This window comes from Halalkalibacter akibai JCM 9157, assembly GCF_000513135.1.
Taxonomy (GTDB): Bacteria; Bacillota; Bacilli; order Bacillales; family Bacillaceae_D; genus Halalkalibacter; species Halalkalibacter akibai.
This window is the reverse complement of sequence record NZ_BAUV01000049.1, coordinates 1-14917: the sequence shown is the minus strand read 5'-3', so window position 1 is coordinate 14917 and position 14917 is coordinate 1. Positions and strand designations below refer to the sequence as shown.

12 protein-coding genes, 1 rRNA gene and 1 pseudogene are annotated in these 14917 nt (G+C 38.8%); 3 read left to right on the top strand and 11 right to left on the bottom strand.

The window, feature by feature from the left end; all coding sequences use genetic code 11:
- Window position 1: 1 nt before the first annotated feature.
- The 8 genes from parE to JCM9157_RS19160 form a co-directional block, all read right to left on the bottom strand.
- Window positions 2-1993 carry a DNA topoisomerase IV subunit B gene (parE, locus tag JCM9157_RS19195; protein ID WP_439644356.1) on the bottom strand — a complete coding sequence of 664 codons (1992 nt, stop codon included), beginning with the start codon at window positions 1991-1993 and terminating at the stop codon, window positions 2-4.
- A gap of 175 nt (window positions 1994-2168) precedes the next feature.
- A complete protein-coding gene (locus tag JCM9157_RS19190) occupies window positions 2169-2576 on the bottom strand; it encodes a CoA-binding protein (protein ID WP_035667333.1) in 408 nt (135 codons plus the stop codon).
- A 79-nt stretch (window positions 2577-2655) separates the two neighbouring features.
- Window positions 2656-3426, bottom strand: coding sequence for a 2,4-dienoyl-CoA reductase (gene fadH / locus JCM9157_RS19185; protein ID WP_035667312.1), 771 nt, complete (start codon window positions 3424-3426; stop codon window positions 2656-2658).
- Window positions 3427-3630: 204 nt separating this feature from the next.
- Window positions 3631-4548, bottom strand: a complete 918-nt coding sequence (locus JCM9157_RS19180) for a ketopantoate reductase family protein (RefSeq protein WP_035667309.1) — start codon at window positions 4546-4548, stop codon at window positions 3631-3633.
- A 148-nt stretch (window positions 4549-4696) separates the two neighbouring features.
- On the bottom strand, window positions 4697-5437 hold the full coding sequence (gene fabG / locus JCM9157_RS19175; protein WP_035667306.1) for a 3-oxoacyl-ACP reductase FabG: 741 nt from the start codon (window positions 5435-5437) through the stop codon (window positions 4697-4699).
- A 171-nt stretch (window positions 5438-5608) separates the two neighbouring features.
- The gene (locus tag JCM9157_RS19170) at window positions 5609-7009 is read right to left on the bottom strand and encodes a sigma-54 interaction domain-containing protein (protein WP_035667304.1); all 1401 of its coding nucleotides are present in this window, start codon (window positions 7007-7009) and stop codon (window positions 5609-5611) included.
- Between the two features lie 84 nt (window positions 7010-7093).
- Window positions 7094-8275 (bottom strand): acetyl-CoA C-acetyltransferase, encoded by a 1182-nt coding sequence (locus JCM9157_RS19165; RefSeq protein ID WP_035667303.1) that lies wholly within the window; start codon window positions 8273-8275, stop codon window positions 7094-7096.
- A gap of 128 nt (window positions 8276-8403) precedes the next feature.
- On the bottom strand, window positions 8404-9288 hold the full coding sequence (locus JCM9157_RS19160; RefSeq protein WP_035667301.1) for a LysR family transcriptional regulator: 885 nt from the start codon (window positions 9286-9288) through the stop codon (window positions 8404-8406).
- Between the two features lie 218 nt (window positions 9289-9506).
- Here JCM9157_RS19160 and JCM9157_RS24195 point away from each other — a divergent pair, with 218 nt between their 5' ends.
- From JCM9157_RS24195 to JCM9157_RS19155, 3 genes and pseudogenes are all read left to right on the top strand, one after another.
- The gene (locus JCM9157_RS24195; RefSeq protein ID WP_081734255.1) at window positions 9507-9641 is read left to right on the top strand and encodes a YjcZ family sporulation protein; all 135 of its coding nucleotides are present in this window, start codon (window positions 9507-9509) and stop codon (window positions 9639-9641) included.
- 112 nt (window positions 9642-9753) lie between these two features.
- Window positions 9754-9846 carry a YjcZ family sporulation protein gene (locus tag JCM9157_RS24190; protein WP_081734254.1) on the top strand — a complete coding sequence of 31 codons (93 nt, stop codon included), beginning with the start codon at window positions 9754-9756 and terminating at the stop codon, window positions 9844-9846.
- A 99-nt stretch (window positions 9847-9945) separates the two neighbouring features.
- Window positions 9946-11987, top strand: a pseudogene (locus JCM9157_RS19155) (molybdopterin-containing oxidoreductase family protein).
- 316 nt (window positions 11988-12303) lie between these two features.
- Here the strand turns inward: JCM9157_RS19155 and JCM9157_RS25050 are convergent.
- From JCM9157_RS25050 to rrf, 3 genes are all read right to left on the bottom strand, one after another.
- Window positions 12304-13857, bottom strand: a complete 1554-nt coding sequence (locus JCM9157_RS25050; RefSeq protein ID WP_035667299.1) for a LysM peptidoglycan-binding domain-containing protein — start codon at window positions 13855-13857, stop codon at window positions 12304-12306.
- A 144-nt stretch (window positions 13858-14001) separates the two neighbouring features.
- Window positions 14002-14577: a hypothetical protein gene (locus tag JCM9157_RS19145; RefSeq protein ID WP_035667298.1), complete on the bottom strand. Its 576-nt coding sequence runs from the start codon at window positions 14575-14577 to the stop codon at window positions 14002-14004.
- Window positions 14578-14749: 172 nt separating this feature from the next.
- Window positions 14750-14865, bottom strand: a 5S ribosomal RNA gene (rrf, locus tag JCM9157_RS19140).
- Window positions 14866-14917 lie beyond the last annotated feature (52 nt).

Here is a 14917-nt window from a genome sequence, read left to right as displayed (position 1 = left end):
CTTACTCCTCCTCAATGACAGCTAAGTTTTCATTTTCTAAGATGTTCGATTCTTCGTCGAGACCAAATGCGACATGAGATTCTATCCACTTTCTTCTTGGTTCAACTTTATCGCCCATTAAGGTCGTTACACGCTTCTCTGCGCGTGCAGCATCTTCTAATTTAACTCGGATAAGAGTTCTTGTCTCTGGATCCATTGTCGTTTCCCAAAGTTGTGTTGCGTTCATTTCTCCAAGACCTTTGTAACGTTGGAGGATATAGCCACGGCCCACTTTGTTCGTAGCTTCAGCTAATCCACGTTCATCCCAGGCATACTCAACAACTTCTTTTTTTCCACTGCCTTTACTCACCTTATAAAGTGGTGGTAAAGCAATATAAATCTTCCCTGCATCAAATAACGGTCGCATGTAGCGGTAAAAGAACGTTAATAGCAAAACTTGAATATGCGCTCCGTCTGTATCGGCATCGGTCATAATGACAACTTTATCGTAGTTGACATCTTCTAACGTGAAATCTGAGCCAACGCCTGCACCGATCGTATGAATGATGGTACGAATTTCTTCGTTTTTCATGATGTCTTCAAGTTTAGCTTTTTCAGTATTAATGACTTTCCCACGTAACGGAAGGACAGCTTGGAATTTACGGTCACGCCCTTGTTTAGCGGAACCCCCAGCAGAATCACCCTCAACTAAATATAATTCATTACGTTGTGGATTCTTAGATTGAGCTGGTGTCAGTTTTCCACTTAATAAAACGTCTCGACGCTTGCTCTTTTTTCCATTCCTAGCATCTTCACGTGCTTTTCTAGCCGCTTCTCTAGCCTGAGCAGCTTTAATTGATTTTTTAATAAGCATGGAACTGACATCAGGATTTTCCTCGAAAAAGAATGATAACTTTTCTGATACAACGCTGTCAACAGCAGATCGTGCTTCGGTCGTTCCTAATTTTCCTTTTGTCTGTCCTTCGAATTGTAACTTTTCTTCTGGTACTCGGACCGAAACGATTGATGTAAACCCTTCACGAATATCAGAACCGTCTAGATTTTTATCTTTTTCTTTTAGTAATTTCGTTTTTCTTGCATATTCATTTACGGCTCTTGTCATGGCTGCTTTCGCACCGAGTTCATGTGTTCCACCGTCTTTTGTACGAACATTGTTTACGAATGAGAGAACATTTTCGGTATAGCCATCGTTAAATTGAAATGCAAACTCTACCTCAATATTATGTTGTTCACCTTGGAAGAAAACAACTGGACTTATCGTCTCTTTATCTTCGTTCAAGTATTCAACAAATGCCTCAATTCCATTTTCAAAATAAAATTCTTCCTTATGGCCTTCACCACGAAGGTCAATTAATTCTATTCTTAAACCCTTTAACAAAAAGGCAGCTTCTCGTAGTCTCTCTGTTAAAGTTTCAACGTTATAAGTTGTTGCACTAAAGATCGTTGGATCCGGTTTAAAGTGGATGGTTGTCCCTGTCTTTCTCGTCGTTCCTACTTTTTCAAGTGTAGTCGCAGGCTTACCCCCATGTTCAAACCTTTGTTTATATACATGGCCATCTCGTTTAATTTCAACAACCAACCATTCAGACAATGCGTTCACAACAGAGGCACCTACCCCGTGCAAGCCACCACTTGTTGCATAGCCTCCTTGGCCAAATTTCCCTCCTGCATGAAGTACAGTTAAAATGACTTCCGGTGTTGGTCTTCCTGATTTATGCATTCCCGTCGGCATCCCGCGCCCTTCATCAGTAACAGAAATACTATTATCTTGATGTACTGTAACCGTGATTTGGGTACCGTGGCCAGCTAACGCTTCGTCAACTGAATTATCCACTATTTCATAAACTAGATGATGAAGCCCGCGCGAGTCCGTACTCCCAATATACATTCCTGGACGTTTTCTTACTGCTTCTAGTCCTTCTAGTACTTGTATTGAATCATCGTTATAATCCATATGTTGTTTTTTCGCCAAAGTTGAGACCCCTTTCAACATGCTACACATATTGTAGCACAAACGAACAAATGTTTCTTTTTCCAGAACAGTGCTGCTTAATCTATTGTAGCGGTTATTTCTGTATTCGCAACACCTTTTCTATTATCCTTTATTTTATTTGAGTTTTTTGATAAGAAAAAACGAGACTTTTCTAAAAAGTCTCGAGCTTTGAAAATTATTTCCATTTAGCGTGTTCAACTTTGATACAACGATTCATGACAGTTTGCACACCTTTTTCTTGCAACATATCATAAGCCTCTTGATTCTCCAAGCCTAGCTGTGCCCAAAATGATTTAGCTCCAACTTCAATTGTTTCTTTTGCTACTTCTGGTAAAAACTCACTTCTTCTAAATACATTGACAATATCAATTTCTCCCTCAACATCCTTAAGGGAAGCTACCGCTTTTACACCAAGAATTGTGTCTGCAGTCGGATTAACTGGAATAATGTCATAACCAGCTTTTTGCATCGCTTCAGATACCATATATGACGTACGGTCGGGGTTATCAGATAGCCCTACAACTGCAATCCTTTTGCTTTCATGTAACAATATTTTAATTTCTTCATTCGTTGGATTTTCCATACTCAAGTACATTCACTCCTTCAGCTTTATCGTGTACTTTTTTCAATTTAATAGTCATAGATTCCTTTATTTGCAACAATTAAAATTGAAAAGCTGAGTTGTTCAACCACTGTCCACCATCAATTGTTATACAGTCACCATTGATGTATTGCGCTTCTTTTGAGAAAAGGAATGCAGCTAGACCAGCCACTTCTTCGACTTTTCCAAATCGTCTTGCTGGAATACCTTTTAACACTTTTTGGTATGCGGCATCGTTTAAAATCAGCTTCTCCGCTCCTCCTGTGTCCTCTATTGGGCCTGGTGCGATCGCATTGACACGAATGCCATATTGGCTTCCCCATTCAACAGCAAGCGTTCTCGTCATCGCTAGCACCCCTGCTTTTGCACTTGCGGAGTGGACAACACCTGGTCCTGCCGTCCATGCATATGTGGCTACAATATTAGTAATACTTCCTGCTTTCTTTTCTTTAATCCACTCTTTTGCTACTGCTTGTGTACAATGCCATGTTCCATTTAAAACAATGTCAATGACAGCATTCCAACCATTAACAGAAAGTTCCTCAGCTCGAACAAGGAAATTACCTGCAGCGTTGTTCACTAGATAATCAATTGTACCAAATGTCTCCTTCGTTTTATCTACCATCTCCTGTACTTTGTCAGGATCGCGAACATCCATTACGACCGGGAGAATTTGACCTTCAAATGTTTCTATTTCTTGTTTTGCTTTTTCTAACTTCTCCAAGTCGCGTCCACTAATGGTCACGTATGCGCCTTGTTCCGCAAAACGCTTAGCCATTGCCTTACCCATTCCATTGCTTCCACCTGTAACAATTACTACTTTCCCCTTCATTTTCTCATCATCTCCTATATACTTATATTTGATCTGGCATATGAATGAATAGTCATTCATATATAGAATAAAAAAATATTAGTTCATATTCATGCTAGTTTCTTTAATAGTATCATGAACTTGGTACGAGTAGTACTATAATTTTCCTTTTTAAAATTGATATCCGGTTAGGCATGATCTTGCCCACGCCTAACCATATCTCAATTAATTTTCACCTTGTTCATAAGGATGTAGCAAGGAGTATATTGCTCGAATTGATGGTGTTTCAATATTTGCCTCTTCAGCTAGTTGTATAAAATAGCCATGAAGGCTTTCTAATTCAATTGGCAGTCCTTTTTCTAAATCTCGATGCATGGAAGAAGTCATTGTTGGCGAGAGACTTTGTAATTTTGAAATAACTTGATCAACTGTTGTTTCAGGAAGATTGCTTGTATGAGTCTGAGCTGTTGTATACACTTCACTGACCAAATCTTTTAGAAATTGAAACGTAACAGGATCTTCTAAAGCAACACCAATTGGTTTTCTAGTTGCGGTTGTAATTCCACTTAATGATGTGAGAAAAATATATTTTTTCCACATGTCTTCTAAAATCGTTTCTGATAATGTGACAGGGACCTCTGCTTTCTCAAACATTGCTTTAATGTCTTGCAAAAATGAATTGTCAATGTCAGATATTGCCCCAAAAGCAACATCATGTAAGGCGCTTGTATGAATGATTTCCCCATTTTCATTCAATGTAGACTCTATGTAACAAAGACCACCAAGGACATTTTCAGCACCAAGTCTCTCAGTTAAAACCTTCAGATGCTTCATCCCATTTAATAGCGGGAGAATAATTGCACCTTTTTGAACTAATTTTTCCAACTCAGGGAGTGCTGCTTCGATATGATAATTTTTCAAACTAACTAGGACAAGTTTAGGTTGGTCTATATCGTTCGCATCAACTGCTAGACTCGGCTTAATTGAGAAATCCCCTTTAATACTTTTTATATGTAAACCTGTGTTTTGTAATTGCTCGTATCTTCTTTTACGAACAAGGAATGTTACATCAAAGCCGCAAGCTGCTAACTTGCCTCCGAAGAAGCCTCCAACTGCGCCTGCACCAAGAACAACCACCTTCATTTCAATTCCCCCTATTAATTATTACATACATTGTTATTTTAATGGGTTATGCGCCCCGAGCCATATTTTGAAAACTATACGCTCCATTATAGTCTATTTAATGGATTTACCGGAAAAAAACTTCAAAATAATACAACAGCTTTTTAACTTAGATCACTGCTCCACCAGCAATACTTAAGATCGTTCCTGTGATAAATCGAGCCTCATCTGAAGCTAAAAAAGCATAACCATTTGCGATATCTTCTGGAGTACCTAACTTTTGTATGACTGATTTTTCTTTCATTATGTTCAACACTTTCTCAGGCATTTTAGCTGTCATTGGTGTCATGATAAATCCAGGTGCCACCGCATTCACTCGGATATTAAAACGGCCTAATTCTTTTGCCCATGTTTTCGTCATTCCATTTACGCCCCATTTCGTTGCAGTGTAGTTGGTTTGACCGAAGTTGCCGTATGTTCCAACAATAGACGAAGCATTTAATATAACACCTCCGTTTTGTTCTTTCATAACAGCTGCAGCTTCCTGTGAAACCGTAAATACCCCTTTTAAATTAACGTCGATAACTTCGTCCCATTGCTCATCAGTCATTTTTAACAGTTGAGCATCCGCTGTGATCCCTGCATTATTGACGACAATATCAATTCTCCCAAATAATGCCACGCACTTCTTCATTAAAGCTTTAACGTCTTTACGTTTGGTTACATTTACAATCATTCCAAAGGCTTCTCCACCTTCTTCTGTAAGGGATTTGACTACTTGGTCAATGTCTCCTTGGTTTAAATCAGCAACCAATACTTTTGCACCTTCTCGAGCAAATTTTTTCGCAGTCGCCTCTCCTATTCCTCTACCTGCACCCGTAATGATCGCTATCTTACCTTTCAATCTCATTTTAACTTCCTCCTCACGTTCAAGAAAATCTATTTCATTATAAAAAAGCTCGCGACTAGAAAATTCTTATTTGTTCGCATTTCCGTACACATAGGAATTTAAAACAACTTTTGTTTATAAGAAAAGACTTACAAAATTAGTAAGTCTTTTAGTAATGATATTATTTAGCGATTAAACTAAGTCGTATTTTGTTAATTTTTCATAAAAAGTGGTTCGGCTAACATTAAGAAGTTGCGCAGCTTTTGAGCGATTTCCGTTTGCTTGATCTATCGCTGTAAGTAGCGCTTCTCTTTCCGTTTTTTCAATCAAATCTGCCAAAGGTACAATGGGGTTTAAAGTAGTTGTGAGTAATTTATCTGGCAAATGAGTAACTTCAATCAAATCACCTTCAACAAGATTGACCGCGCGTTCAAGAACACTCTCGAGTTCACGAATGTTACCTGGCCATTGATACTGATAAAGTTTCTCTTCTGCTTCTTTCGATAAGCGCTTAACCTGCTTTTGCATGAGCGAGTTAAATTTATGTATGAAATGATTCACCAAGATGGTTAAATCCCGCTTTCTCTCTATTAAATTAGGTATTTGAATAGAGACTCCATTTAAACGATTATAAAGATCTAAAGAAAACTCTCCTTCTTCAACCAAATCTTCAAGTCCTTTATTTGTAGCCGCTACAATGCGTACACCCAATTTCTTCGTTACACTTGAACCGACATTCTGAACCTCTGTTTCCTGTAGAAAATCTAATAATTTCACTTGTATATGAAGAGGTAATTCATCAATTTCATCTAGAAAAAGGGTGCCTCCATCAGCGGCTTCAACCTTGCTAATTCGAGTGGCTGTAGCTGACCCTTCTCCATAACCACTTCCAAACAATTCAGTTGCAAGTAAGTCAGCAGGAACTCCCGCACAATTCACTTTAACAAATGAACTAGACGACCGTTTACTAGCATGATGTATAGAATGAGCAAACAATTCCTTCCCTGTTCCACTCTCCCCGATCAGTAAGATAGATGAATCGCTCAAGGCAACTTTTTCTGTTTCTTGCTTCACTTTGATTAGGGAAGAACTGTCCCCAATAATATCTTGTAGGTTAAACAAAGCTTTGTTTTGTTCTTTAAATTCATTCTTAGTGCTTTCGTTTTCTTCGATGATTGCATTCCCGTCATAGGCATATTCCATCACGGTTTCTTGCAGAACACTCTTTTCACGATTTATATTCAATAGTTGCTCTAGTTGTTCAACAGAAGAGAAGACATATAAGTAATGCTTTTCACCATGAACATAAGCCGCTTCTTTACGCACAACATATGGATTACCATTGATTTCTGTATGTAAGTTCATCCCAATTTGAATAAACTCAAGACTCTCTTGGTTAAGTAGTAGTTTAAGAGGTTGTAAAAGTAAGTAAGCGATCTCTTTTTTGCCAAGCATTTGTTCAAACATTTCATTATGGTATAATATCTCATTTTTCTCATTAGTTAGGACCACCGCGAATGGTAGCGCTTGTACGATAGATTCTACTTGATCAAATGAGCGAGTAATTTGGTTTACTGTATCTAAAATGTTCATTGGCTTCTGGTCCTCCTTTTAGAATATTGAGTCTATTATACCATAGACAAAAAAAGGAACTCTTAAAAAGAGCCCCTTTTATGACTAGTTTCGTTCGACAATTAAAGCGGTTCCCTGCCCGCCACCAACGCATAATGTCGCTAATCCTCGTTTCGCGTCGCGTCGTTTCATTTCATGTAATAACGTGACAAGTACACGAGTTCCTGAAGCACCTACTGGATGACCTAACGCAATAGCTCCACCATTAACATTTACCTTTTCTGGATCAAGTTTAAGATCTTTTACAACTGCTAATGACTGAGCGGCGAACGCTTCATTCGCTTCAATTAAATCAAGATCATCAATGGTAAGTCCGGCTTTATCAAGTGCTATTCTAGTTGCTGGTACTGGACCATATCCCATTATTGCAGGATCTAGTGCTGCATTTCCATAAGAAACAATCGTTGCTAACGGTTTAATCCCTAATTCTTCTGCTTTCTCTTTGGCCATAAGGACAACCATTGCAGCTCCATCATTGATACCTGAAGCATTTCCGGCTGTAACGGTTCCATCTTTTTTGAAAGCTGGTCGTAATTTCGCAAGTTTTTCTAAGGTCATGCCGTGCTTAGGGTATTCATCCGTATCGACTTTAATGGGGTTACCTTTACGTTGTGGAATGTCAACTGGGACAATTTCCTCGGTAAAGCGTCCTTCTTTTTGAGCTGCTTCTGCTTTTTGTTGACTCTTTAATGCAAATTCATCCTGCATTTCACGAGTAATCTGCCATTTTTCTGCTATGTTTTCAGCTGTGATTCCCATATGATAATTATTGAATTTGTCCGTTAATGCATCGTAGATCATGGTATCAACTAACTCCGCATTTCCCATGCGTTGACCCCACCTCGCATCTGGCATCACATAAGGAGCATTACTCATGCTCTCAATACCTCCAGCTAAAATAACATCAGCATCTCCCAAAGCAATAAACTGCGCAGCCATACTGACTGTACGAAGACCAGAACCACATAATTTATTAATCGCCATTGCCGGAGTCGTCTCAGGCAGGCCAGCGTAAATTGCTACTTGCCTAGCCACATTTTGACCGAGTCCAGCTGAAAGAATATTCCCAATTAACACCTCATCCACTTGCTCTGGCTGAATACCAGCTCTTTTAATGGCTTCTTTTGTTGCCACTACTCCTAAATCAACAGCTGAAATACTTGCTAGCGCTCCTCCAAAAGCTCCTACAGGTGTCCTTACTGCACTGACAATTACAACTTCTCTCATTTTTAATCCCCCTTCGTGTATGCGCTTACTTTATTCTGTCTATCATTCTAGCATGAAACTGACGCATTTAAAGAATGCAAGTTTCATGCCATATCTTTTTACAGTTACTTACCTCTTGAAAAAATCAGCTAATCTTTCACATTCATTATTTTCTCAATGAAAATATCATGGGCTCGATTTATAAAATCTCTCTTTCCCTGAATCATAGAAAACTGGCGAGTGAACGTTCGATCACTTATATCAATTTGTTTAATTTCACCTGATTGTAATTCTTTCTTAACCGTCAATTTTGAAATCATTGCAATCCCAAGTCCAGCAGATACTGCCTCTTTTATTCCTTGACTGCTACTAAAGATAAATGAACGCCTTACTCTTAGATTCAAGTTTGCGATGAGTTGATCACTGTATGCCCGAGTTCCTGATCCTTTTTCTCTCCAAATCCACGTTTGATCATGTAGCATCTCAGGTTTCACCATTCTTAGCTGAGCTAGTTGATGATTAGATGGAGCTATGATTATCATTTCATCTTCCATAAAAGGGATGGCTTTTATATTTAAATCGTGACGCTCTCCCTCAATCAAACCAATATCAAGTTCATTGCTTTTCGTTTTTTCAATGACTTCTTCCGTATTTCCAACGGTTACCTCAACATGGACAAGTGGATTTTCATTAGCATATTCAGCCAATAACCGCGGCAAAATATATTCCCCTATTGTGAAACTTGCTCCTATCGTAATCGTCCCTTGAATGATCTGTTTTTGACTAGCAATTTCTTGTTTCGCTTCTTCATATAAAGAAAGTATTTTTTTTGCCCGTAAATATAGCATTTCACCTGATTCCGTAATTTTCACTTGTTTCGGGGATCGTATGAATAAGGTTGTGTCTAGTTCATTTTCTAAGTTGCGAATATGTAAGCTAACATTTGGTTGCGACAAATTTAGAAGTTTCGCTGCTCTTGAAAAGTGCCTTTGTTCTACAACGGTAACAAATATTTTTAATGGATCGATAATCATGTTCGTTCTCCTTGTCTGTATTCTTTATATTATTTTACCATAAATAATATAAATGATTTGATCAACACATATATATATCACTTATGATTACTCAACACTTTAGTGCCTTTTATTTTTCTAGGCTGATTCATCAACCTTTCCTATTTTAGACAACTGCCCACCCGCTTTCCTCGTTTCTACATAAGCATGTAGTATAACTCAAAAAGGAGGGATTCTTGATGAGTTTTTACGGCGCACCACAAATGCAAGGTTATGGTTATCCAACCCCAACCCCAGGGATGGGAAGTAACTTTGCATTAATCGTCGTGCTGTTTATCCTACTAGTTATCGTAGGTACAGCTTTTGTAAAATAACTGTGATAATAGGCAGTTGAACATTTTGCTTTTAACTAGGTTATTCCCCAAGCAAAATGAACAGGTAAGCATAACCATATAGTATAGCAACTCAAAAAGGAGGTTTTCCATTATGGGTTTCTACGGACATGGTGGCGGAGGTTTCGCGTTAATCGTAGTATTATTCATTCTATTGGTTATCGTGGGCTCAGCTTATATTAGATAATGAAAATAAAAAGTAGCTAGCTAGGGTTCTTTCCTGGCTAGCTATTATTTCTTCTATGATATAATTCTAGTAATTAATTACAATGAAAGGATTTTATTTATGAAAACTTACGCTAGCCAAAAAGATGGCATTTTTCCATCTGTCTGTTCACTAGACTGTCCTGATCAATGTGGCTTACTCGTACATAAGCAGGAAGGTAAAATAATTAAGATTGAAGGTGACCCCGACCACCCTGTGACGCAGGGAAGCATCTGTAATAAGGTCAGACATATGGCTTCACGTTTATATGATGAAAAAAGATTAACTACACCCTTAAAACGAGTGGGTGAAAAAGGGTCTGGTGCTTTCACCCCTATCTCTTGGGAGGAAGCTATTGACACGATCGCAACAAAATGGCGTGACTTAATTAACGAGCATGGTCCTGAGTCGATTCTGCCTTATAGTTTCTATGGTAATATGGGTAACCTTAACGCAGAAGGTATGGATCGTCGCTTTTTTTACCGATTAGGTGCTAGCCAATTAGATAGAACGATTTGTTCAACTGCTGGTGGTGTCGGGTATTCTTATACAATGGGTGGTAGTTTCGGGACTGATCCTGAAGAAACGACTGAAACGAGATTATTTATTATGTGGGGAATAAATACTGTTAGTACCAACATGCACCAAATGGCGATTGCTCATAAAGCTCGCAAAAAAGGAGCGAAAATAGTTGTTATTGATGTTCATAAGAACCAAACAGGTCGCATGGCTGATTGGTTCATTCCTATTCTTCCCGGAACTGACGGTGCTCTTGCCCTTGGAATGATGCATATCTTATTTGCTGAAGATATGGTTAATCAAGAATTTATGCAAAAGTTTACCGTTGGCTACAAAGAATTAGAGGAACATGTAAAACAATACACGCCAGAAGTTGTATCTGAAATCACAGGTGTTCCAATTGATGATATTTATACGTTAGCTCGTATGTACGGATCAACCTCACCTTCTCTTATTCGAATCGGAAATGGTCTTCAACATCATGATAATGGTGGAATGATCGTCCGAACCATTTCCTGTTTACCTGCCTTACCGGCGCTTGGTCTGAAAAAGGTGGTGGGGCTATCAAAGGGAATAGTGGTTTTTTGGCTTATAATACCAAGGCTTTACAAAGACCTGACTTATTAGAAAACAAAAAGACAAGAACCTTTAATATGAATCAATTAGGACGAGCCTTACTCGAAACCGACCCTCCTGTACATTCATTATTTGTTTATAGTTGCAACCCAGCTGTCGTAACACCAGAAAATAATAAAGTGCGAGCTGGTTTAAAACGAGATGATTTATTTACTGTTGTTCATGACTTATTTCTAACTGAGACAGCGCAATATGCTGATATCGTTTTACCAGCGCAGTCTTCATTTGAACAAAGCGATTTTTACACTTCCTATTGGCATCATTACATACACCTACAACAGCCTGTAATTGAGCCATATGGGGAAAGCAAATCAAACATGGACGTATTTCGATTACTGGCAAAAGCGTTGGATTTTGATGACGAGTCGCTTAAGGACTCTGATGAGGAGCTTATGCGCCAAGCTCTTAATTTTTCAGAAAATCCATTTCTTAATGGAATTCATTTTGATTCGTTAGTAAAACACACTTATTTAAAAGCAGACCGTACAAAGTTTCGTCTCGACCATTTAAATACGCCATCTGGTAAAATTGAACTTTACTCTGAGCGCATGCTTAAGGACGGCTTTCCTGCTCTACCAACGTATACTCCCTTAAATCCTGACAGTGATTTTCCTTTTTTATTCGTACCAGGACCGAATCACAACTTTTTAAATTCTACTTTTTCTAATAACGAGAAGCATATAAAGCTTGAAAAAGAAGCGAAGCTACATTTGAACCAACAGGATGCACAACATCTAGGCATTAAAGATGGTGAACTAGTTAGAGTGTTCAATGCTCGCGGGGATTGCGAATTAACTGCTTCTGTTGGTGAGAATGTTCTTCCTGGTGTTGTCGTTACACAAGGATTATGGGCGGATATGCCCGGTAAAAAACAAACCGTTAATGCATTAACACCTGACCGACTAGCTGATATGGGCGGTGGAGCGACCTTCTTCTCTGGTCGTGTTAACGTTGAAAAAATCCACTAAATGATAAGCCTGATTCTCTTAATGAGATTCAGGCTTTTTGTTAGAAACAAGCATATTCATGAATCTATCACATATAAATGGACAAAGCGTAAAAAAACTAGCAATCAAAGAATGGTGGTGCTTAATTTGAAGATTATTTCATGGTACGCGCATAAGCAAAAGGATTCCAAAAAAGTAGAAAAGACTGAGGAAAAGATTTCAACAAAGAACCTTTTCAAAATTAAAAGAGTTAAAAAAGATCCAGAAGAAAAAGAATAATTGACTCAAGTTCAGGAAGAGCCCCTTTAAAAAAGGAGGCTCTTCTTTGCGTCTTGGATTAAAAAGCGAATACATGATTCCCGATTTGCGTTGAGACCGTTCTACTTCTAATCCACTGGTCATTCGTTCGATTTGGATTGTAGAAATAAAGGGAGCCATTCGTTGGGTCTTCCCCAGTTAAAGCACGTCTCGCTGCATCAAAATTGGCAGTAGTTGGATTTGCGGTATAAATGGCACCAGTACCAACAGGCGTAAATTGAAAATGTCCATTGTTACGTTCTAAAATGACGCCTTCAACTGAATTGGGAAATAAGCTACTTTTTACCCTGTTCAAAATAACTGCAGCTACCGCTATTTGCCCTTGGACCGGTTCTCCTCTTGCTTCACAGAAGATAATTCTAGCTAGCCAATCTAGCTCTGCTTGATTAACTGGAGCTACCACATCCGTAGGTGCAGTAGAGGTCGGTGTAGCTGCACTTCTTGTTGGAATTACGAGTGTTTGGCCAACTCGTATAATATCATTTGATAAGCCATTTGCTTCACGCAAGGCATTTACGGTCGTGCCATACCTTGCTGCTATTCCTGATAACGTGTCTCCAGCTACTACTTGGTGACTTGATGAGCCTGTTGTTACAGGCTGTTGCTGAACTGGGGCTTGCTGTCCGTTTGGTATCGTGAGGGTTTGCCCGATTCTAATGATATCATTTGTTAACCTATTTACTTCTCGTAAGGCGTTTACCGTTGTTCCATACCTTGCCGCTATTCCTGATAACGTGTCTCCAGCTACTACTTGGTGGCTTGCACCTGTTGTTACAGGCTGTTGCTGGACTGGAGGTTGCGACCCGTTTGGTATCGTGAGGGTTTGGCCAATTCTAATGATATCACTTGTTAACCTATTTGCTTCTCGAAGGGCATTTACCGTCGTGCCATATCTTGCCGCTATTCCTGATAAAGTATCGCCATTTACTACTTGATGACTTTGACCTGTGGTAACAGGCTGCTGAGTAGGTATATGAACACCATTTGGAATCGTAAGACTCTGTCCAATTCTTAAAAAGTCAGTTGATAATTGATTCGCTTCCCGTAATGCGATAACACTGACTCCATATCTGGCTGCAATTCCAGATAGTGTATCACCAGCAACCACTTGATATATGTTAACACCAAGGTTAGTATCAACGGAACTTGGAACAAGAATTGTTTGACCTACTTGCAATATATCAGTAGTTAATTGATTAGCGGACCTTAGTATATGAACTGTTGTATTAAACCTTGATGCAATATTCCATAACGTATCACCAGCTTGGACTTTGTATGGTTGTTGCTGAACATTTTGTGTTGTCCCTGCTGCTTTTGCTACATTTGATTCAAACACTCCTAACACCATTGTGGAAATCAGAATCGTACCACCCATAATTTTCACTGCTTGAACTTTAATATTTGCACACTTTGCTTTTATGTAATTATATGCTTCTTGCTCTAGCGTTTGTTTTTTCCTTTCCTGGATAGCTCCCAATTCAAAAGCAAACTCTTCAAGATGCTGATCTACATATAAAATAATCTCAAGACCTTTTTCACTCTGAATGATCTTGTGATGACTAAACGTATTCATAGAACTACACCCCTTTTAAAGTTACTGTTCCCATTCTTACCAATTTTAGAAGTGACTCTTACTATTTCATTTTTGGTAGAAAAAGGTTATAGTTAGAAAATCAATAGTGAAAAGAACCAAGTATAAAATACCTGGTTCTTTCATTTAATATCTATTAACAATACGTACAGTTTGACGTCCAGATAATAACTGGGCTTCACGTTCAATATTCGCTTCAGTTTCTTCGTTTGTTCCTTCCGCTACTCTAATTTCGATAACACTCCCACTTACGCGAGCTTCTTTTACTCCATCTAACTTTTCAATTTGCTTTATTGTACGTTGGACAGTGACTTGATTTTCTTGGACTTGGTTAGGACCTGCTATTGGATCATGATCAGATAATAAATTTCGATCCCCTGCTCGGTACATTCCTCCATTATCCTGAGCCACACCAAATTGCCCTTGTCTATTTCTTTCCGTTCCCAAAAAGCCTTCACCTTGTCCTTGATTTAAGTCAGTACCAAAATTTTGTGGGAGTTCGTTACCAAGTCCGGCTTCCTCTAAGGTATGGACTTGTTCATTGTAACGTTCATTTAACATGCCTGTACCATGTTGATCAACGCCCATAGCACCTGACCGCTGACCATCTATCCCAACACCAGCTTGATTGTTTGCCCCGCAGCCCGAAAGCCCACTAAGTATTAAACATAATGCCGCAACAGTTAGAGTAATTTTTTTCATGTTAGAATCCTCCCTTTTTTATTAAAATGTCTCGAGGGAGGATTCTTTACTCTGTTAGTTCTTGGTTTTGGTGAATAAAAAGGGTATAGGCATGAAATAATCCTCATTGATTAAGTTTATAATTATAATTAAACAATAAAAAAAGCACTCCTTAATGGAATGCTTACACTTTGCCTGGCAACGTCCTACTCTCACAGGGGGAAGCCCCCAACTACCATGGGCGCAAAAGAGCTTAACGACCGTGTTCGGCATGGGAACGGGTGTGACCTCTTCGCTATCGCCACCAGACTATTGGCATTTTATTAAAAACACCTTGAAAGAATGACTCTCTCAAAACTAG